Here is an 18,756-nt window from a genome sequence, read left to right as displayed (position 1 = left end):
TCCATGCACACCGGGCATCGCCCCGGTCGCCCGGCGCTGCTGGATGCCGCCGGGTTCAAGGCCGCTGTCATTGCGTCCTTCGCCAAGCTGTCGCCTGGCCATGCCTTCCGCAACCCGGTGATGGCCGTGGTGTGGCTGGGCACCCTGCTCACGGCGGGCCTGACCATTACCGGCAAGGCCGCCACCGGTACCGGCTGGGCGGTTACCGCACTGCTGCTGGTCACCGTGCTGTTCGCCAACTTCGCCGAGGCCGTGGCCGAAGCGCGCGGTCGCGGCCAGGCCGCCTCGCTGCGCCGTGCACGCAAGGATCTGGTGGCACGCAGGATCAGCGATGCGGCCATGCCGGCCAGCGCGGTCTCGGTGCCGGCCGCCGAGCTGCGCCCGGACGATCTGGTGGTGGTGTCGGCGGGCGAGATCGTGCCCGCCGACGGCGAGATCATCCGTGGCCTGGCCACCATCAACGAATCGGCGGTGACCGGCGAATCGGCACCGGTACTGCGTGAGGCCGGTACCGACCGCTCCGGCGTGATCGGTGGCACCAAGGTGCTGTCCGACGAAATCGTGGTGCGGGTAACCGCCGAACCAGGCAACAGCTTCCTGGACCGCATGATCTCGCTGGTGGAAGGTGCCAACCGGCAGAAGACCCCCAACGAGATCGCGCTGGGCCTGCTGCTGGTCACCATGACGCTGACCTTCCTGATCGTGGTGCTGACCCTGCCGTCCATCGCCGGTTTCGTGGGTATTTCGCTGGACCCGCTGCTGCTGGTCGCGTTGCTGGTCTGCCTGATTCCGACCACCATCGGTGGCCTGCTGCCGGCCATCGGCATTGCCGGCATGAACCGCGCGCTGTCGTCCAACGTGTTGGCCAAGTCGGGCAAGGCGGTGGAAGTGGCCGGTGACGTGGACGTGCTGCTGCTGGACAAGACCGGCACCATCACCCACGGCGATCGCCAGGCCACGGCGTTCCATCCGCTGGCGGGCGTGGACATGCAGCGACTGCGCGAAGCAGCGCTGCTGTCCTCGCTGGCCGACCCGACTCCGGAAGGCAAGTCGATCGTCAAGCTGGCCCGCCAGCCGAACACGCCCATCGAAGAGCCGACCAACGCGCACTTCGTGCCGTTCAGTGCGCACACCCGCATGTCCGGTGTCGATCTGAATCTGTCCGATGGCCAGGTGCGTGCCATCCGCAAGGGCGCCATCGACGCCATGGTGAAGTACGCGCAGTCGCTGGGCTCGGAGCCCTCGCCGGAACTGTCGGCGCGCGTGGAGCAGGTAGCCCGCAATGGCGCGACGCCGCTGGTGGTGGCCGATGGTCGCCACCTGCTGGGGGTGATCGAGCTGTCCGACGTGGTCAAGCACGGCATCAAGGAAAAGTTCGCGCAGCTGCGTGCAATGGGCATCAAGACGGTGATGATCACCGGCGACAACCCGCTGACCGCCGCGGCCATCGCTGCCGAAGCCGGCGTGGACGACTACATCGCCGAGGCACGCCCGGAAGACAAGCTGGCCCGTATCCGCCAGGAACAGGCCTCGGGGCGCCTGGTGGCGATGGTTGGCGACGGCACCAACGATGCGCCGGCGCTGGCGCAGGCCGACGTCGGCCTGGCGATGAACTCGGGCACGCAGGCAGCCAAGGAAGCCGGCAACATGGTCGACCTGGATTCGGACCCGGCCAAGCTGCTGCAGGTGGTGGAATTGGGCAAGCAGCAGTTGATCACCCGCGGCGCGCTGACCACGTTCTCGCTGGCCAATGACGTGTCCAAGTACTTCGCCATCCTGCCGGCGATGTTCGCCGCCGTTCCCTCGATGGCCGCGCTGAACGTGATGCACCTGTCCAGCCCGACCAACGCGGTGGTGGCCGCGCTGATCTTCAACGCGATCATCATTCCGATCCTGATTCCGCTGGCCCTGCGCGGTGTGCGCTTCCGTGCCGCCAGCGCCACCGCGCTGCTGCGCCGCAATGTGCTGGTGTACGGCCTGGGCGGCGTGCTGCTGCCGTTCCCGGCCATCAAATTGATCGACATTGCGCTGGCCGCCGTGTTCGGTGCCTGAGGACCTGCCATGAACAACATCATTGAACACGCTTCGTCGCACTCCGCTCCCACCCGCAGTGGCGTCTGGCGCGCTTCCATCGGCCTGGCGATCACCTCGCTGCTGGGCTTCGGTTTCGTCTACTCGCTGGCGGCCACGAACCTGGGGAACCTGATGTTCCCGGCCGCCGCCAGTGGCAGCCTGATCGAGCGCGACGGCAAGGTGGTCGGCTCGTCACTGGTGGCGCAGCCGTTTGCCGATGACCGCTACTTCCAGTCGCGCCCGTCGGCGGCGTCCTACGACGTGATGGCGCTGGCCGGCAGCAACCAGGCCCGCACCAACCCGGACCTGCGCACGCGGGTGGACGAGGCCCGCGCGGCCGTGGCGGCGCGCGACGGCGTGGCGCCGGAAGCGGTGCCCAGCGACCTGGTGACCCAGTCTGGTGGCGGCATCGATCCGCACATCTCGCCGCAGGCCGCGCAGATCCAGGTGCAGCGCGTGGCCAAGGCACGCGGCATGCAGGCTGCCGATGTGCAGGCCTTGCTGGCCAAGCACACCGAAGGCATGCGCTTTGGCCTCTATGGTGCGCCGCACGTGAACGTGCTGGAGCTGAACCTGGCGCTGGACCAGGTGGCACCGGCCCCGACCCGGAACTGAGCGCGGCACGCTCGGATCGAGCCGCCCCTGTGTACGCACAGGGGCCTGCGCACACCTGATGGAACCTGCCCATGAACGATGACCGCAACGCCAAGGCCGATGCGCTGGCGGGCGAACTGCGCCGGCAGAACAGCGGCCACCTGACCGTCTTCCTGGGCGCCGCGCCCGGCGTGGGCAAGACCTACGCCATGCTGTCGCGCGCACGCGAGCTGCGCCGCCAGGGCATCGACCTGGTGGTGGGGATCGTCGAAACCCACGGCCGTTCCGAAACCGCCGCGCTGGTGGACGGGCTGGAGCTGATTCCGCGCAGGCGCATTGAATACCAGGGCCGCAAGCTGCAGGAACTGGATGTCGATGCAATCCTGGCGCGCCGTCCGCAGGTGGCGTTGATCGATGAACTGGCCCATCGCAACGTTCCGGGAAGCCGCCATGAACGGCGCTGGCAGGATGTGATCGATCTGCTGGATGCGGGCATCGATGTCTACACCACGATCAACATCCAGCACTTGGAAAGCCTGAACGACGTCGTCCATCGCATCACCGGCATCCGCGTCAGCGAGACCGTGCCCGATGCGGTGTTCGACCGCCTGCGCGACATCCGCCTGGTCGACCTTCCCGCGCGCGAACTGATTGAACGCCTGAACCAGGGCAAGGTCTACCTGCCCGAGCAGGCGACCCACGCCTTGCAGGCGTTCTTTTCGCCGTCCAACCTGGCGGCGCTGCGCGAACTGGCCATGCAGACGGCGGCCGACCACGTGGAAGAAGACCTGCGCGAATCGCAGATCGCACGCGGCCTGCCCGGCATTGCGCTGCGCAACCGGGTGCTGATCGCCATCGATGGCATGGGCGCATCGGAATACATGGTGCGCGCGGGGCGCAGGATCGCCCAGCGCCGTGATGCGCCCTGGACGGTGGTGACCGTGCAGTCCGGCAAGCCGGTGGAGGCCACACGCCAGGCCGAGCTGGACCGCGCCTTCGCACTGGCACGCAGCCTGGGTGCGGACGCCGAGGTGGTGCACGGCACCCACGTGGCCGATGCGCTGCTGGACCACGCCGAACGCTGCGGTGCATCCACGCTGATCGTGGGCCGCACCCGCGAGCGGCCGCTGGCCCGCATGATCAACCGCACGCTGACCCAACAACTGCTGCAGCGCGGGGCGCATTACGAACTGGTCATCATCAGCTCGCCCGAAGCACGTGCGCGTGCGCGCCGCCGCCTGCGCATTCCCGACCGTTCGCTGCTGCGGCACGATCTGAGCGCTGCCGTGCTGGCCACCCTGGGCGCGATCGTGGCTTCGTGGATGGCGCAGCGATGGCTCGGTATCGACGACATGTCGATGGTCTTCATCGTGGCGGTGATCCTGGTGGCCACCCGCACCAGCATGCTGGGCGTGGTTGGCACCGCGGCGCTGTGCTTCTTCAGCTACAACTTCTTCTTCATCGAACCCACCTTCACCTTCAGCATCAGCGCCAACCGTGGCGTGGCCACGGTGGTCATCTTCCTGGTGGCCGCACTGGTCTGCGGCAGCCTGGCCACCCGGCTGCGCGCGCAGATCCTGGCGCTGCGCGCGGTCAATGCGCAGGCCACGATGATGGAACGGCTGGGGCGCGGCCTGAGCAGCGCGGCCGACCTGGGCCAGGTGCTGCATGTGGGGCGCATTGCGATGGAACGCAGCCTGGGGGTTGCGGTGTGGATCCAGTCCGCCGATCGCACCGAGCAGTCGCCTGGCACGGTGCTGCAGGCCACCGATCAAGCGGCGGCGGACTGGTCATTGGCGCATCGCCAGCAGGCCGGGCGCTTCACCGATACGCTGGCTGCCTCACCGTGGTGGTTCGTTCCGCTGCTGGCCAACCGCACCGTGGTGGGCGTGATGGGGCTGCGCTGGGGCGAGGACACCGCGCGCCTGGCGCCCGAGCAGCGCCGCCTTGCCGAAGCGATGATCGACGATGTGACCCAGGCCATCATGCGCACCCGGCTGGTGGCCGATCTGGAGGGCGCGCGGGTCAGCAATGAAACCGAGCGCCTGCGTTCGGCGTTGCTGTCGTCGGTGTCGCACGACCTGCGCTCGCCGCTGGCGTCGATGATTGGTTCGGCCAGCAGCCTGGTGAGCTACCCGGATGCGCTGTCGGCCGAGGACAAGGCGAACCTGCTCGACACCATCCTGGAGGAGGGCGATCGGCTCGACCGCTACATCCAGAACCTGCTGGACATGACCCGGCTGGGCCACGATGGGCTGACGTTGAACCGGGACTGGGTGGGCGTGGATGAACTGATCGGATCGGCCGCCGGGCGTCTGCGCCGGTACCAGCCGGGGGTCACGCTGGATGTGGCCATCGCCGCGGAACTGCCGCCCATCTGGGTGCATCCGGCCCTGGTCGAACAGGGGCTGTTCAACGTGCTGGAGAACGCCGCCAAGTTCTCCCCGCCGGGCGCGGCGGTGGATGTGTCCGCTCGCCTGCTCGGCGGCAACCTGCAGATCGACGTGCGCGATCGTGGCCCCGGCATTCCCGAAGACGAGCGCAAGCGCATCTTCGACATGTTCTACAGCGTCGAGCGTGGCGACAGGAACCGCAAGGGCACCGGGCTGGGCCTGACCATCGCGCAGGGCATGATCGGCGCGCATGGCGGATCGGTTGAAGCGTTTGCCGGGCCGGATGGCGTGGGCACCGTCATCCGCATCACCCTGCCGATGCTGCGGCCCACGGCGGCATGAGGAACCCGATGTGACGCAGATTGCCGCCGTGGAATCGGGCATCAACGTGCTGGTCATCGATGATGAGCCGCATATCCGTCGCTTCCTGCAGATCAGCCTGCGTGCGCAGGGCTATACGGTGCTGCTGGCCGAGAACGGGCAGGGCGGGCTGGACGTGGCCCGCAGCTGCAGCGTGGATATCGTGGTGCTGGATGTCGGCCTGCCCGACATGGACGGGCACGCGGTGCTGGCCCAGCTGCGGGCGTTTTCGCCGGCACCGGTGATCATGCTGACGGCGCGCGCCGGTGAGCGCGAGAAAGTGGCCGCGCTCGATGGCGGTGCACATGACTACGTCACCAAGCCGTTCGGCATCGATGAACTGATGGCGCGCATCCGGGTGCTGCTGCGCTCGGCCAGCCGCAGCGGCGATGAGCCGTTCCGCTTCGACGACGGTTGCCTGTGCATCGACGACCAGACCCACGTGGTCACCTTCCAGGGCAGCCCCCTTGCGCTGTCGCGCAAGGAGTACGCGCTGCTTCTGCTGCTGGCCCGCAACGCCGGGCGGGTGGTGACCCAGCCGGTCATCCTGACCGGCATATGGGGTCCCACCCACAACCGCGATGCGCACTACATCCGCATCCTGCTGGCACGCCTGCGGCCGAAGATCGGCGACAGCGCCGCCGCACCGCGTTACATCCAGACGCTGCCCGGGGTGGGGCTGCAGTTCCACGGCAGCGGCTGACAACGGCGCCGGTGCTGCGCCGTTACTGCGCGGCGCCCTTGCCGGGGCCGCGGTAGCGCGACAGCCAGTACGCGTAGGGCGGCGGCAGCACACCGGCCGGGTTCTGTTCGCCCAGTGCCAGCGCCAGCTGGTACGGGTAGTGCGGGTTGGCCAGGTGCGCACGGGCGATCAGCACCAGGTCCATGCTGCCCTCGGCCACGGCCTTTTCGGCCATGTGCGGATCGTCGATGCACCAGCTCGCGGCCACCGGCATCTGCACATCGCGCTTCAGGCGTGCGGCTACCGGAACGAAGAAGCCCGGTCCCCACGGCGCGCGACTGGCGGCGGTGGAAAAGCCGATGCTGGCGTCGATCAGGTCCAGCCCGCCATCGCGCATCTCCCGCACCAGCTGCGCGGCTTCGTCGTAGAAGCGCTCGTCGTTGCCGTCGTATTCCACGACGCCGAAGCGCGCGGTCAGCGGCAGGTGTTCGGGCCACACGCGGCGCACGGCGGCCAGGGTTTCGCGCAGGAAGCGGCCGCGGTCTTCAGCGCTGCCGCCGTAGGCATCGGTACGCTGGTTGGCCACCGGCGAGAAGAAGCTCTGTGCCAGATAGCCATGGGCGAAGTGCAGTTCCAGCCACTGGAAACCTGCGGCAAGCGCGCGTTGGGCGGCGGCTACGAAATCGGCCTGCACGCGCGCGATGTCGTCCAGCGTCATCGCCTGCGGCACCTTGCCCAGCCCGCCACCGAAGGCCAGCGCGGACGGCGCCAGTGTCGGCCAGCCACGGCGGTCGCCCTCGGCGATATGGTCGTCGCCTTCCCACGGCAGGTTGGCGCTGGCCTTGCGCCCGGCATGGCCGATCTGGATGCCCGGCACGGCGCCGGCGGCCTTGATCGCCGCGGCAACCTGCGCCATGCCTTCGATCTGGCCGTCTTCCCACAGCCCGGCACAGCCGGGGGTGATGCGGCCTTCAGCGGAAACGGCGGTGGCTTCGACGATGACCAGACCGGCGCCACCCCGCGCCATGCCGGCGTAATGGGTGGTGTGCCACGGGCTGAGATAGCCCTCGTGCGCCGAGTACTGGCACATGGGCGGAATGGCGATGCGGTTGCGGAGCGTGATGCCCTTCAGGGTGAAGGGACTGAACAGAGCGGTCATGAAGATCTCGGTAGCGGGGTGCAGCGAACGGGCGGGGAGCGATGGGATCAGCGCGGCGGAAGGGCGCGGGCAGCGCCGACCAGACCGTCCAGCCAGTCCTGGTGGCCGTTGATCATCGGGTTGGGCTTGGCCGCCTGCAGCGCCTTGGCCGGTGCGCCGTTCTGGGTTTCCTGGGTGAGGATGCGCACGCGGCCAGCGTCCAGGTCTTCCACCAGCCAGGCATGGTGGACATCCAGCCGATCGGCGGCGCCTTCCTCGCCGGCCCAGCCGTGCCACGCCACCCGGCCCGGCGCGCCGGCGGTGGGCGCAACGTATTCGGTGCAGCGGGCTTCGACCGGGAAGCCGAAGGTTTCGAAGTAAAAGCGGTCGCCGGCTGCCAGCACCGGGCCACGGCCATCGTGGAAGCGCACGTTGGCCGAGTTGGCGTAGTAGGTCGGCCAGTGCGCCGGGGTGGCCAGCAGCGGCCAGAGGTCGGCGGCGGTCAGGCCGGCGACGATGACTTCGTTGGAGACAAAGTTGTCGGTCAGGCCCGGCAGGTAGCCGTCGGGCCAGTGGATGGCGTTCATTTTCATGGGGGAGTGGTGCAGGGAAGGGAAAGAGGGCCTTACAAGCGTAGGTGGCCCATGCCCATAGGTGGTCTAATGGCGACTTATCCCGTGGATAAAATCTGCTTATGCATAATCCGCAGTGGCTGCGCTCGTTCGCGGCCGTGGTCGCCCACGGGGGCTTCACCCGTGCGGCGCAGCAGCTCGGCCTGACCCAGGCCGCGGTGAGCCAGCACGTACGCCACCTGGAAGACGAACTGGGGCCGCTGTTGATCCGCCGGCCGCGGCAGGTCGAGCTGACCCCGGCGGGCACCGCCTTGCTGGCCTTCATCCAGGACATGGAGCGCGCGCACGGGCGCTTGCGAGCGAGCCTGTCGCAGACGGTTTCAGACCAGGGTGAGGTGAGCCTGATCAGCCCCGGCAGCGTGGGCCTGGCGCTGTATCCCATCCTGCTGGACTACCAGCGCAATCACCCCGGGCTGGTGATCCGCCACCGCTTCGCGCCCGACCCGGAAGCGCTGCAGGCCGTGGTGAACAAACAGTACGAACTGGGCCTGGTGACGCTGAAGCCGGACGACCCGCGCGTGGCCGCCTCGGCCTTCACCGAGGAAGTGCTGGAACTGGTGGTGCCTGCCGGTGCGCAGGCCGAAGACTGGGCAGATCTGCAGCGGCTGGGCTTCATCGACCACCCCGATGGACGAGCGATGGCTACCCGCCTGTTGTCGCGGCGCTTCCCGGGCAACCCCGGGGTGGGCACGCTGCCGGTGCACGGCTTCACCAACCAGGTCGCGCTGATCCTGGAGCCGGTGTCGCGCGGCCTGGGCTTCACTGTCATTCCGCGCCACGCACGCGAATCGTTCGCGCAGCCGGCGCTGATCGATACGGTGGAATGTGGCGATCCGGTGCGCGATACGCTGTGGCTGATCCACCGTGCGGAGTGGCCGTTGTCGGGCGCGGCGCAGTGGCTGGTGGAGCGCCTGCGCGGGCTGCCGCGCTTCCGCCGCGACCGCGCCACGTAGCGCCTGAACAGGGTTCTATTGCGGCGCAACATCGAAGGCGTACAATCCGCTTCGGCCAGTCGGCTGCTGTAACCCGCCTCCCGCCGTTTTCCCCTGCAACGCACAGTGCCGGGGCATTCCGGGGACGTCGCTACGGACCAGCGTACTTCCCAGGACTCACCTGTCCCCCTGTCCTGCCTGTCCCGTTGTCGGGGCCGGGCGCAGGCGGGCGCGTGCCTTTCAACCGAACTGCCCTTGTTGTCGTCGCCCCCATGTACGGCTTCCGCGCGCTGCGCGCTTCTGCGTCCCCCCATCTTCCTACCCTGATCGGCGCCAGTGCCGTGCTGCTGTGGAGCCCCACGCTGGGCATGCTGCGCACGATCAGCGAGATCTTCGGTGCCACCGGTGGCGCCGCACTGATCTTCACCGCTGCTGCGTTCTTTTCCGCGTTGATGCTGGGCATGCCGCGGCCATCGCAGCTGCCGCGACGTTACCTGCTGCTGGGCGGTGCGTTGTTCATCGGTACCGAGGCGTCGCTGTCGCTGTCCATCGGCCTGGCCCACCACCGTGGGCAGGCGCTGGAACTGGTGATGATCAATTACCTGTGGCCGTGCCTGACCGTGCTGCTGACGGTGTTGACCCGCATGCAGCGCGGCAACTGGCTGCTGCTGCCGGCCACGGTGCTGTGCCTGCTGGGCGTGGTGATGGTGGTGACCGGCGAGGGCGCGTGGTCGCCGGCGGTGCTGTGGGGCAACCTGCGCAGCAACCCGCTGGCCTATGCGCTGGCACTGGGCGCGGCCTGCATGTGGGCTACCTATTCGCTGGTGACCAAGCGCATCGGCGGCACCCGCAATGCGGTACCGCTGTTCATGGCCGCCACCGCGGTCGTGCTGTGGCTGAAGTACCTGCTGGGCGATGCGCCGCCGCTGCACCTGCACTGGGGCGGGCTGGCCCAGGTGGCGGTGTTCGGCCTGCTGACCGCCACCGCCTATGGCTGCTGGAACCACGGCCTGCAGCACGGCAACGTCACCTCGATGGCGATCTTTTCCTACTTCGCGCCGGTGCTGTCGGTGCTGTGGAGCAGCCTGTGGCTGTCGCTGCAGCCGGGCATGGGCTTCGTACGTGGGGTGGCCTGCGTGACCGCCGGTTCCCTGCTGTGCTGGTGGGCCACCCGCCCGCCGCGCGCGCTGCCACCGCCGGCGCCGCCGGCCGCACATACCGCCTGATATCCCTTGGCTGCCTGTGGCGCCGTGTTGCGCCGCACGATGTTTCAGCCGGATGACACTGTTACGTTGCCTGTCCCCCGGTGTCATCAACTGATGCGCACCTACGACCGCCAGTAGCAGTGATTGCAAGGGATTTTCATGACGCACAGGCTGAATCGCAAAAAGACACCGGTTACCTTCGTCGCCAGCGCGCTGGCCAGCGCCGTGATGCTGGCCCTGGCCGGCCCGGCCGCCGCGCAGGACAGCGGCGCCAACCCCACCGACCTGGATGCGGTGACCGTGACCGGCTATCGCGCCAGCGTGGAAAAGGCGCTGGACATCAAGCGCTCTGAAAAGGGCATGGTCGATGCGATCGTGGCCGAGGACATCGCCAACTTCCCCGATCTGAACCTGGCCGAATCGCTGCAGCGCATTCCCGGGGTGACCATCACCCGCGACGCCGGCGAAGGCCGCAACATTTCCGTGCGCGGGCTGGGCCCGGATTTCACCCGCGTGCGCATCAATGGCCTGGAAGCGCTGACCACCGTGGGCGGCTCGGACCAGTCCGGCGGCACCAACCGCAGCCGCGGCTTCGACTTCAACGTGTTCGCCTCGGACCTGTTCTCGCAGCTGATCGTGCGCAAGACCGCCTCGGCCGACGTGGAAGAGGGTTCGCTGGGCGCCACGGTGGACCTGCGCACCGCGCGTCCGTTCGACTACGACGGCTTCACCTTCGCTGCCAGCGGGCAGGGCAGCTTCAACGATCTGTCGAACAAGGCCAGCCCGCGCGCGGCCGCGCTGATTGCCGATACCTGGGCCGATGGCCGCTTCGGTGGCCTGCTGTCGGTGGCCTATTCCGAGCGCCAGGTGCGCGAAGAAGGCAGCAACACCGGGCGCTGGTACAGCGCCAGCAGCAATGGCGGCTTCAATCCGGCGTCGCCGTTCACCGCCGGCCTGGCCGATGGCGTGTGGCACCCGTACTTCCCGCGCTACACGCTGTTGGAACACGACCAGAAGCGTCTGGGCGTGACTGCCGCGCTGCAGTGGAAGCCGACCGACAACACCGAATTCGCGTTGGATGCGCTGTATTCGAAGATCGATACCGTGCGCAGCGAGAAGTACATCGAAGCGATCTCGTTCGCCTACTCGGCGCAGAAGCAGAACATGCTGCTGCGCGATGGCTACATCGATCCGACCTCCGGCGCGCTGCTGTACGGCGTGTTCGATGGCGCCGGCGTGCGCTCGGAACAGCGCCGCGACGAATGGAGCACCGAGTTCAAGCAGGTCTCGCTCAGCGGCGAACACCGCTTCAGCGATGCGTTCAAGATCAACCTGCTGGCCGGGCATTCCAGTTCCAAGCACGCCAACCCGGTGCAGACCACGCTGATCATGGACAAGGCCAACGTGGCCGGCTACAGCTACGATTTCCGCGACAGCGTCACCCACCCGACCTTCAACTACGGCATCGATCCCACCGACGCCAGTGGCTGGACCCTGGCCGAAGTGCGCCTGCGCCCGCAGTACGCCACCAATACCTTCGACACCGCCGCGCTGGATTTCAGCTGGAACTTCGGGCCGTCGTTCACTCTGAAGGGCGGTCTGCTGGCCAAGGACTACCAGTTCGACACCAGCGAATACCGCCGGCAGAGCGAGACGGTGGTACCGGCCTTCGCCGATGGCAGCTACACCGTGCCGGCGGCGATGGTGGACATCGCGCGCCTGGGCGGCGTGGCGGGTTCGCCCGACGCCTGGGCCGTGCCGGATCTTGCGGCGCTGTCGCAGCTGCTGGGCATCTACAGCGGGCAGGGCATCTACCAACTGTACGAACGCAACGCCACGCGCCGCAGCGTGGAAGAGCGCGACCGCGGTGCCTGGCTGATGGGTGAGTTCGGCTTCGATATCGGCAGCGTGCCGGTGTCGGGCAACGTGGGCGTGCGCCGGGTGAAGACCACCCAGTCGTCCACCGGCTATTCCACCGTGGACGGTGCGATGGTGCTGACCCATGTCTCGCGCGACTACACCGATACGCTGCCCTCGCTGAACCTGGTGGCCGAGCTGGGCCCCGACGTGATGCTGCGCTTTGGTGCGGCCAAGGTGATGGCGCGGCCGGGGCTGTCATCGCTTACCCCGGGCACCACGCTCAGCCTGTCCAGCGGCCACCGCTACGTGAACGGCGGCAACCCCAACCTGGACCCGATCCGTGCGCGCACGCTGGATCTGGGCGTGGAGTGGTACTTCCAGGAAGGCGGTCTGCTGGGGTTGGCGTTGTTCCACAAGGACATCGAAAGCTTCGTGCAGGGCACCAGCACGGTCATGCCGTTCACCGCCAGCGGCCTGCCGGCCAGTCTGCTGGACGGCACCGGCGTATCGCCCAACGAGGACTTCACCTTCACCCGCCCGTTGAACACGCCCGGCGGTGACCTGAAGGGCGCCGAGTTCAACTACGTGCAGCCCTTCAGCTTCCTGCCCGGGCGCTGGAGCAACCTGGGCCTGCAGTTGAACTACACCTGGGTGGATTCGCAGATCCAGTACCTCACCTCCACCGGTGCGGCATCGCTGAAGACCGATCTGACCGGGCTGTCGAAGAATGCGTACAACAGCACGCTGTTCTACGAAGGCGAGAAGCTGGGCGCGCGCGTGTCCTACACCCACCGCGATGGCTACTACACGCAGGTGCCGGCCAGCGTGCAGGGCTTCAGCTTCCACGGCATGGATGCGGTGGACACGGTGGATGCCTCGATCAGCTGGAAGATTGATGACCAGCTGGAAATCAGCCTGGAAGCGATCAACTTGACCAACGAAACCAGCAACGAATGGGTGGGCACGACGGCGTGGAAGCTGCCGCTGACCTACACCCAGACCGGACGCGAATACCTGGTCGGCCTGCGCTACAAGTTCTGACCGTTGCCACGTCCAGCAGGAGCCAACATGCGCAAACCATGCCGTCGTTTCCTTCCCCTGGCGGTGCTGCTGCTGTGTGCCAGCCTGCCGGCCACTGCCCGTGACTGGGTGGTGGCCGCCGATGGCAGCGGCGACTACCGCAGCGTGCAGGCCGCCATTGATGCGGTGCCCGATGGCAACCGCACGCGCCAGGTGATCGTGCTGCGCGAAGGCCTGTACCGCGGCGTAGTGAAAGTGCCCAAGGAGAAGAGCCGGGTCACCCTGCGCGGAGCGGGTGCAGGCGCCTCGATCATCAGCTGGAACAACTACGCCGACCTGATTGACCCGGCCACCGGCAAGGCGATGCGCACCAGTGGCTCGGCCACGGTCTATGTGTACGGCGATGAGTTCATCGCCGAAGACCTGACCATCGAGAATACGGCCGGCAATGTCGGCCAAGCCTTGGCACTTTATGCGGCGCCGCCGCGCGGTGGCTTCCGCAACGTGCGCCTGCTTGGCAACCAGGACACGCTGTACACCCACGAAGGCAGCGTGCTGCATTTCAAGGACTGCTATATCGAAGGCACGGTGGACTTCATCTTCGGCGCGGCCACCGCGTTGTTCGATGACTGCACGATCGTGTCCAAGGGTCGGCTGGGCTGGGTGACTGCTGCATCCACGCCGGAAGGCCAGCGCTTCGGTTACGTGTTCCGGCGTGCGCTGCTGCGTGGCGAAGGTGCCGGCACCACCTACCTGGGCAGGCCGTGGCGGCCGTTCGCGCGCACGGTGTTCCTGCAGTCCAACCTGGGCCCGCACATCGTGCAGGCCGGTTGGCATAACTGGGACAAGCCCGATGCCGAACGTACCACTTACTACGGTGAGTTCGGCAGCACCGGGCCCGGTGCCTCGCCGGAGGAACGTGTGCCGTGGTCGCACCATCTGTCGGGCGATGAAGCGGCGCAGTACAGCACCGAGGCGGTGCTGGGCAGCTGGCGCCCGTTCCCCTGACTTTGCAGGGTCGGGCGGCTGCGTGTGCGTCGGCCGGCGCGGCGCCAACTTTAGCGTTGGCCGGCGGCTGTATTCAGCGCCGGTTTCAGCGCGGGTGCGATTCTCGGAATCGTCGACAGGTTCCACGACGAACTGTCCCACCGGTGCCGGTAGTGGCCGCACAGGGCAGTCGTAGAATCGAATCGACCGGGGCCTTCGCTGCTGCTGCAGCGTTCGGTTTCGATCGCGTTGCAGCACGCTGCCTGCCCACTGATTCCACCGGCAGGTGGCATGCGCCAGACGTGCGCTGAAAGGTCTGTTCCCGGGGAGGGGGCGATTCGGAAGAGCACACTTTTTTGACTTCAGTGACCTGCACCAGGAAACAAGAATGAACGTCCGCGAACTCCTGCAATCGAAGAAAGAAGCTGTCATCACCATCGACGCCGAAGACACGATCGGTGCCGCCGCGCACAAGATGAGCGCGAACCGTATCGCCGCGTTGGTCGTGGTCAAGGACGGTGCCCCGGTGGGCATCATTTCCGAAAAGGACATCGTGCGCGTGCTGGCCGACGACGGCCCGCAGGCCGGCCGCCGGGTCATTTCCACGCTGCCGTCCACCGGCCTGGAAGGCATTGCGCCGGACGCCACGCTGAAGCAGGCCATGTCGCTGATGACGTACTCGCGCCGCCGCCACCTGATGGTGACCGAAGGCAACACCCTGGTCGGCATCCTCAGCCTGGGCGATATCGTGAAGAACCTGCTGGGCGAGCTGGAGCTGGAAAAGGCTGTGCTGCAGGACATCTACATGGCGGCACACTGAGTGCCGTGTGCGCGCCGGCGTCGGCCCCGGCGCGCAGCAGGTATTCGTACAGCGGAAAAGCTGCAACAACGCAGACGTTCCGATGTTCCGGTCCGCCGGGCATGGCCCGGCGCTACCGGTACGCACGATGACAAGTGCAACGGGCGTCTAGCCTGCGATCTGCGCCTTACGGATGTGCGTCGAACCAGGCCAATACGCGCGCCGGTGAACTGGCGAACCATTCATGCCCGCCCAGCGGTTCGGTGTAGAACGCCGTTTCCAGGCCCTGGTCCTGCAAGCGGTTGAAGTAGCGGTTGGTGGTCCACCACGGCACCACCGTGTCGACAAAGCCCTGCAGGAACAAGGTGGGCGGATGGTCGGACGGCAGCACCGCCGGCACATCGCACAGCGGCCCGCTGCAGGTGGCGTACGAGCCGGACTGGATGGCCAGCGCGCGGAACTCGCCCGGGAACGAAACGGCCATGCGGCTGGTGTTGTAGCCGCCGCTGGAAATGCCGGTGGCATAGCGCCGCAGCGGGTCGAGCGGGCCGAACTGGCCAGCGGCAATCGCATCGAAGACGTTGCTGAGGAAATCGTAATCGGTGCCCAGCTCGTAGGCCGCACTCAGGCCCGGCACATTGGTCTGCCAGAACAGATCAGCCGGCGCGGCCGGTGCCACCACCGCGTAACCGTGGTCGAGCAGGGTCTGGATCAGCTTGCCTTCGTAATAGCCGCCAAACGGCTGGTTGCTGCGGTAATCGAAATTCTGCAGCGGGAAGAACGAGCCCTGGTAGACCAGTACCACCGGCCAGCCATGTGCCGGCGGTGTGCCCAGCGGCAGCTGGTAGGTCACCCGGCGCTGGCCGACCACGCCCGAATCGATCCACGCGGTCTGGTGCGTGCAGGTCACCCGCGCGGGGGTCAGCAGGCCGCGTGGTGTTTCGGTGCAGCGCGATTGCGCAGCGGCGTTCTGGCCCAGCAGGGTCCACAGCAACAGGCACGACAACCACATCCTCATTGCACGCTCCTTGCAGACAGGGACGGCGGGGATCAACTCGCTTCCGTCCCACTGAGGTAGAGCGACGCGATCCCCTTCGTCGCTGGGTTCAGAAGGTGACTTTCACCGAGTCGGCGCTGTAGCGGGCCGGGCCGTGGTAGACCACTTCGATATTGTTGCCATCGGGGTCGAGCACGAAGGCGCCGTAGTAGCCGGGGTGGTAGGGGCGCTCGCCGGGGGCGCCGTTGTCGATGCCGCCAGCGGCCAGGGCGGCACGGTGGAAGGCATCGACGGTGGCCGCATCACGGGCCTGGAACGCCAGATGGTGGCGGCCGGTCAGCTGGCCGGCGGCGGCCCCGCTGCTGGCGGTGGAAATGAACAGTTCGTCGGCCCAGAAATAGTCCGGGCCTTCGCCGGCCACCGGAATGCCGATCGTGTCGAACACCGCCTGGTAGAAGCGGCGGCTGGCGGCCAGATCGCGCACCACCAGTTGCAGGTGGTCGATCAGGCGGCCGCGGTGCAGCTCCATCGTTTCCATACGCACCTCATCAAAGTGGCTCGTTGGTAGCGCCGGGCCGTGCCCGGCGAGCGCTTGGCGCGGTCTGCTTCCGGTGCCGTGAAGCCCGGAGGCGGCCGCCGGGCATGGCCCGGCGCTACCGGAACGATACCTTCTTTTGGATCAGGTATTGGCGATGATCTCGACCCAGTAGCCGTCCGGGTCCTTGATGAATGCGATGTTCTTCATGCGACCGTCGGTCAGGCGCTTCTGGAACGGTACGCCCAGATCCTCGAAGCGCTGGCAGGCCGCTTCCAGGGCCGGCACCGACACGCACAGGTGGCCGAAGCCGCGCGGGTCGCTGTTGCCGTCGTGGTAGACCGGGCCGTCCTGGCTTTCCGTGCCGTGGTTGTGGGTCAGTTCCAGCACGCCCGGCAGGCCGGCCATCCACACCCGGCGGGTGGCATCGTCCTCCGGCACGGTCACGCCGGCCGGCACGTAGGCCAGGAAGTACAGGCTGAACTGGGCTTCGGCGAAATCGCGCTTGTCGATCAGCTGGTAACCCAGCACGCGGGTGTAGAAGTCCAGCGAGGCGGTGATGTCCTTCACCCGCAGCATGGTGTGGTTGAACACGAAGCCGTGGGTTTCGGCCGGGGCCTGGGCAGCCACGCCGGGAACGTCGCGCAGGGCGGCAAGGGTCATGGGGGAAGTCCTTCAGACAGGGCCGGGAACGGCCGGATGGACCATTCTAACGGGCGCCCACCGTGCTGATTGCGACATACAATGGACGGATCGCACCGTTCCGTCCTGACAACGACTCTCCGCCATGTCGCAGCGTGAATGGGTGGCTGCCGCCATCCGCAAGATCGAAGCCGATTTCAACCGCTCCGCCGATACCCATCTGATCCCGCTGGCGCTGCCCGGGTTTGCCGGGATCGATGTCTATCTGAAGGACGAGTCGAGCCACCCCACCGGCAGCCTGAAGCACCGGCTGGCGCGCTCGCTGTTCCTGTATGCGCTGGCCAACGGCTGGCTGCGTGAAGGGCGGCCGGTGATCGAGGCCTCCAGCGGCTCCACCGCGGTGTCCGAAGCGTACTTCGCGCGCCTGCTGGGGCTGCCGTTCGTGGCGGTCATTCCGGCCAGCACGTCGCCGGAAAAGATCGCGGCCATCGAATTCCATGGTGGGCGCTGCCACCTGGTCGAGCGTGCCTGCGACCTGAACTGCGAATCCGAACGCCTGGCCCGCGAAACCGGCGGCCACTTCATGGACCAGTTCACCTACGCCGAGCGCGCCACCGACTGGCGTGCGAACAACAACATCGCCGAATCCATCTTCAAGCAGATGGCCGAAGAGCCCAGCCCGGTGCCGGACTGGATCGTGTGCAGCCCGGGCACCGGCGGCACCGCCGCCACCTTGGGCCGTTATGTCAGCTACCGCCGCCACGACACGCGCATCCTGTGCGCCGACCCGGAAGTCTCGGTGTTCTACGCCGGCTACCAGGCGGCCGTGGCCGGTGAACAGGACTGGCGCGGGCTGACCTGCAGCGGCGGTTCGCGGGTGGAAGGCATTGGCCGGCCGCGGGTGGAACCCAGCTTCATTCCGACCAGCGTGGATGCGATGGTGAAGGTGCCCGACGCGCTGAGCCTGGCCGCCATGCGCCATGTCAGCCGCCAGCTGGGGCGCCGCGTGGGCGGTTCCACCGGCACCAATTTCATCGGCGTGCTGCAGGCCGCGCAGTGGATGCGGGCGGCCGGGCGCAGCGGCAGCATCGTCAGCATCCTGTGCGATGCCGGCGAGCGCTACGCGCACAGCTATTACAACCCCGAGTGGTACCTGAAGCAGGGCATCGATGTGGACGGCGCCGATGCACAGCTGGCCGCCGCCGTGGCCGGACAGGGGCTGCCCGAGCTGGCATGCTGCAGCCTGGAAGCGCTGTAACGCAGCGACCTCATCCGCCGGGCATGGCCCGGCGCTACCACGGTGGGTGGCACGGTAGCGCCGGGCCACGCCCGGCGAGCGAAGCGGTGGTCAAGATAGCGCCCGGCCATGCCCGGCGGTCGCGATGGCGTCTCAATACCCCGCCGCCATGAACGCATCCAGCACCGCATCGCGCAGTGCATCGGGCAGCGCCTCGATATCCATCGCGCGGTCATCCAGGTGCAGGTGCGGGTCCAGGCTGCTGGCCCGGCCCTGGGCCAGTGCCTGCAGCCACAGCAGCACGCAGATCACGAACTCGCGCTCATGCCCGGGATGCAGGTGGCTGGCGCCCCGTTCGATCACCTCGAACGGGTACCACTCCTGGGTCTCGTTCAATCGACCGCCCTGCTGCTGCACGGCCTGCAACTGGGCAAGATGGCGCGGCGCATCGTCGCCGGCGTCGCACAACGCGGCGATCCAGGCCAGTTCGTTGGCACTGGCCGTCAGGGCCATCGACCGGCCCGGTGCTGCGGTTGGGGCTGGAGCCAGACCTTCCATGTGGGGCCTCGTCGGTACGTACCGCTGCGGTCTCCCCCGCGCGGCCAGCTTCGGCGCGGTGCCGTAAGGCCGGTGTGAATGCCCGGTGCGCCGCCCCCTTGTCTGCTGCCGC

The 18,756-nt window shown here is 67.6% G+C and carries 16 protein-coding genes; 10 read left to right on the top strand and 6 right to left on the bottom strand.

Features of this window, described 5'->3' with window-relative positions:
* Positions 1 to 3 precede the first annotated feature (3 nt).
* The 4 genes from kdpB to C1930_RS17320 all read left to right on the top strand — a co-directional run bounded on the left by kdpB (position 4) and on the right by C1930_RS17320 (position 6,123).
* The gene (kdpB, locus tag C1930_RS17335) at positions 4 to 2,052 is read left to right on the top strand and encodes a potassium-transporting ATPase subunit KdpB (RefSeq protein ID WP_234412796.1); all 2,049 of its coding nucleotides are present in this window, start codon (positions 4 to 6) and stop codon (positions 2,050 to 2,052) included.
* A 9-nt stretch (positions 2,053 to 2,061) separates the two neighbouring features.
* Complete coding sequence (gene kdpC / locus C1930_RS17330) at positions 2,062 to 2,688, top strand: potassium-transporting ATPase subunit KdpC (RefSeq protein ID WP_108772275.1); 627 nt, start codon at positions 2,062 to 2,064, stop codon at positions 2,686 to 2,688.
* Between the two features lie 71 nt (positions 2,689 to 2,759).
* Positions 2,760 to 5,402, top strand: coding sequence for a sensor histidine kinase KdpD (locus tag C1930_RS17325; protein ID WP_108772274.1), 2,643 nt, complete (start codon positions 2,760 to 2,762; stop codon positions 5,400 to 5,402).
* 10 nt (positions 5,403 to 5,412) lie between these two features.
* Positions 5,413 to 6,123, top strand: a complete 711-nt coding sequence (locus C1930_RS17320; RefSeq protein ID WP_234412688.1) for a response regulator transcription factor — start codon at positions 5,413 to 5,415, stop codon at positions 6,121 to 6,123.
* 22 nt (positions 6,124 to 6,145) lie between these two features.
* Here the strand turns inward: C1930_RS17320 and C1930_RS17315 are convergent, their stop codons facing one another.
* The gene (locus C1930_RS17315) at positions 6,146 to 7,261 is read right to left on the bottom strand and encodes an NADH:flavin oxidoreductase/NADH oxidase (protein WP_108772273.1); all 1,116 of its coding nucleotides are present in this window, start codon (positions 7,259 to 7,261) and stop codon (positions 6,146 to 6,148) included.
* Between the two features lie 47 nt (positions 7,262 to 7,308).
* Positions 7,309 to 7,833 carry an SRPBCC domain-containing protein gene (locus C1930_RS17310; protein ID WP_199912372.1) on the bottom strand — a complete coding sequence of 175 codons (525 nt, stop codon included), beginning with the start codon at positions 7,831 to 7,833 and terminating at the stop codon, positions 7,309 to 7,311.
* A gap of 101 nt (positions 7,834 to 7,934) precedes the next feature.
* Between C1930_RS17310 and C1930_RS17305 the strand changes: the two genes are divergently transcribed.
* From C1930_RS17305 to C1930_RS17285, 5 genes are all read left to right on the top strand, one after another.
* On the top strand, positions 7,935 to 8,825 hold the full coding sequence (locus tag C1930_RS17305) for a LysR family transcriptional regulator (protein ID WP_108757214.1): 891 nt from the start codon (positions 7,935 to 7,937) through the stop codon (positions 8,823 to 8,825).
* 212 nt (positions 8,826 to 9,037) lie between these two features.
* A complete protein-coding gene (yddG, locus tag C1930_RS17300; protein ID WP_199912371.1) occupies positions 9,038 to 10,030 on the top strand; it encodes an aromatic amino acid DMT transporter YddG in 993 nt (330 codons plus the stop codon).
* Between the two features lie 138 nt (positions 10,031 to 10,168).
* Positions 10,169 to 12,910 carry a TonB-dependent receptor gene (locus C1930_RS17295; RefSeq protein ID WP_108772272.1) on the top strand — a complete coding sequence of 914 codons (2,742 nt, stop codon included), beginning with the start codon at positions 10,169 to 10,171 and terminating at the stop codon, positions 12,908 to 12,910.
* Positions 12,911 to 12,937: 27 nt separating this feature from the next.
* Positions 12,938 to 13,897, top strand: a complete 960-nt coding sequence (locus tag C1930_RS17290; protein WP_108757211.1) for a pectinesterase family protein — start codon at positions 12,938 to 12,940, stop codon at positions 13,895 to 13,897.
* A gap of 367 nt (positions 13,898 to 14,264) precedes the next feature.
* Positions 14,265 to 14,696: a CBS domain-containing protein gene (locus tag C1930_RS17285; RefSeq protein ID WP_108750461.1), complete on the top strand. Its 432-nt coding sequence runs from the start codon at positions 14,265 to 14,267 to the stop codon at positions 14,694 to 14,696.
* Between the two features lie 166 nt (positions 14,697 to 14,862).
* On the opposite strand, the gene C1930_RS17280 is transcribed toward C1930_RS17285, so the two are convergent.
* The 3 genes from C1930_RS17280 to gloA all read right to left on the bottom strand — a co-directional run bounded on the left by C1930_RS17280 (position 14,863) and on the right by gloA (position 16,870).
* Positions 14,863 to 15,693, bottom strand: coding sequence for a prolyl oligopeptidase family serine peptidase (locus tag C1930_RS17280; RefSeq protein ID WP_108772271.1), 831 nt, complete (start codon positions 15,691 to 15,693; stop codon positions 14,863 to 14,865).
* Between the two features lie 88 nt (positions 15,694 to 15,781).
* A complete protein-coding gene (locus C1930_RS17275; RefSeq protein ID WP_108772270.1) occupies positions 15,782 to 16,210 on the bottom strand; it encodes a VOC family protein in 429 nt (142 codons plus the stop codon).
* A gap of 141 nt (positions 16,211 to 16,351) precedes the next feature.
* Complete coding sequence (gloA, locus tag C1930_RS17270; protein WP_108754213.1) at positions 16,352 to 16,870, bottom strand: lactoylglutathione lyase; 519 nt, start codon at positions 16,868 to 16,870, stop codon at positions 16,352 to 16,354.
* A 124-nt stretch (positions 16,871 to 16,994) separates the two neighbouring features.
* On the opposite strand from gloA, the gene C1930_RS17265 reads away from it, so the two are divergent.
* Positions 16,995 to 18,107: a PLP-dependent cysteine synthase family protein gene (locus C1930_RS17265; protein WP_108754212.1), complete on the top strand. Its 1,113-nt coding sequence runs from the start codon at positions 16,995 to 16,997 to the stop codon at positions 18,105 to 18,107.
* A gap of 132 nt (positions 18,108 to 18,239) precedes the next feature.
* Here the strand turns inward: C1930_RS17265 and C1930_RS17260 are convergent, their stop codons facing one another.
* Positions 18,240 to 18,599 (bottom strand): hypothetical protein, encoded by a 360-nt coding sequence (locus C1930_RS17260; protein ID WP_233615042.1) that lies wholly within the window; start codon positions 18,597 to 18,599, stop codon positions 18,240 to 18,242.
* Positions 18,600 to 18,756 lie beyond the last annotated feature (157 nt).

Origin of the sequence: Stenotrophomonas sp. SAU14A_NAIMI4_8 (genome assembly GCF_003086695.1) — a bacterium.
In the GTDB taxonomy this organism is placed as follows: domain Bacteria; phylum Pseudomonadota; class Gammaproteobacteria; order Xanthomonadales; family Xanthomonadaceae; genus Stenotrophomonas.
Note: the sequence above shows the minus strand (reverse complement) of the source record. Positions and strands in the feature narration are given on the sequence as shown.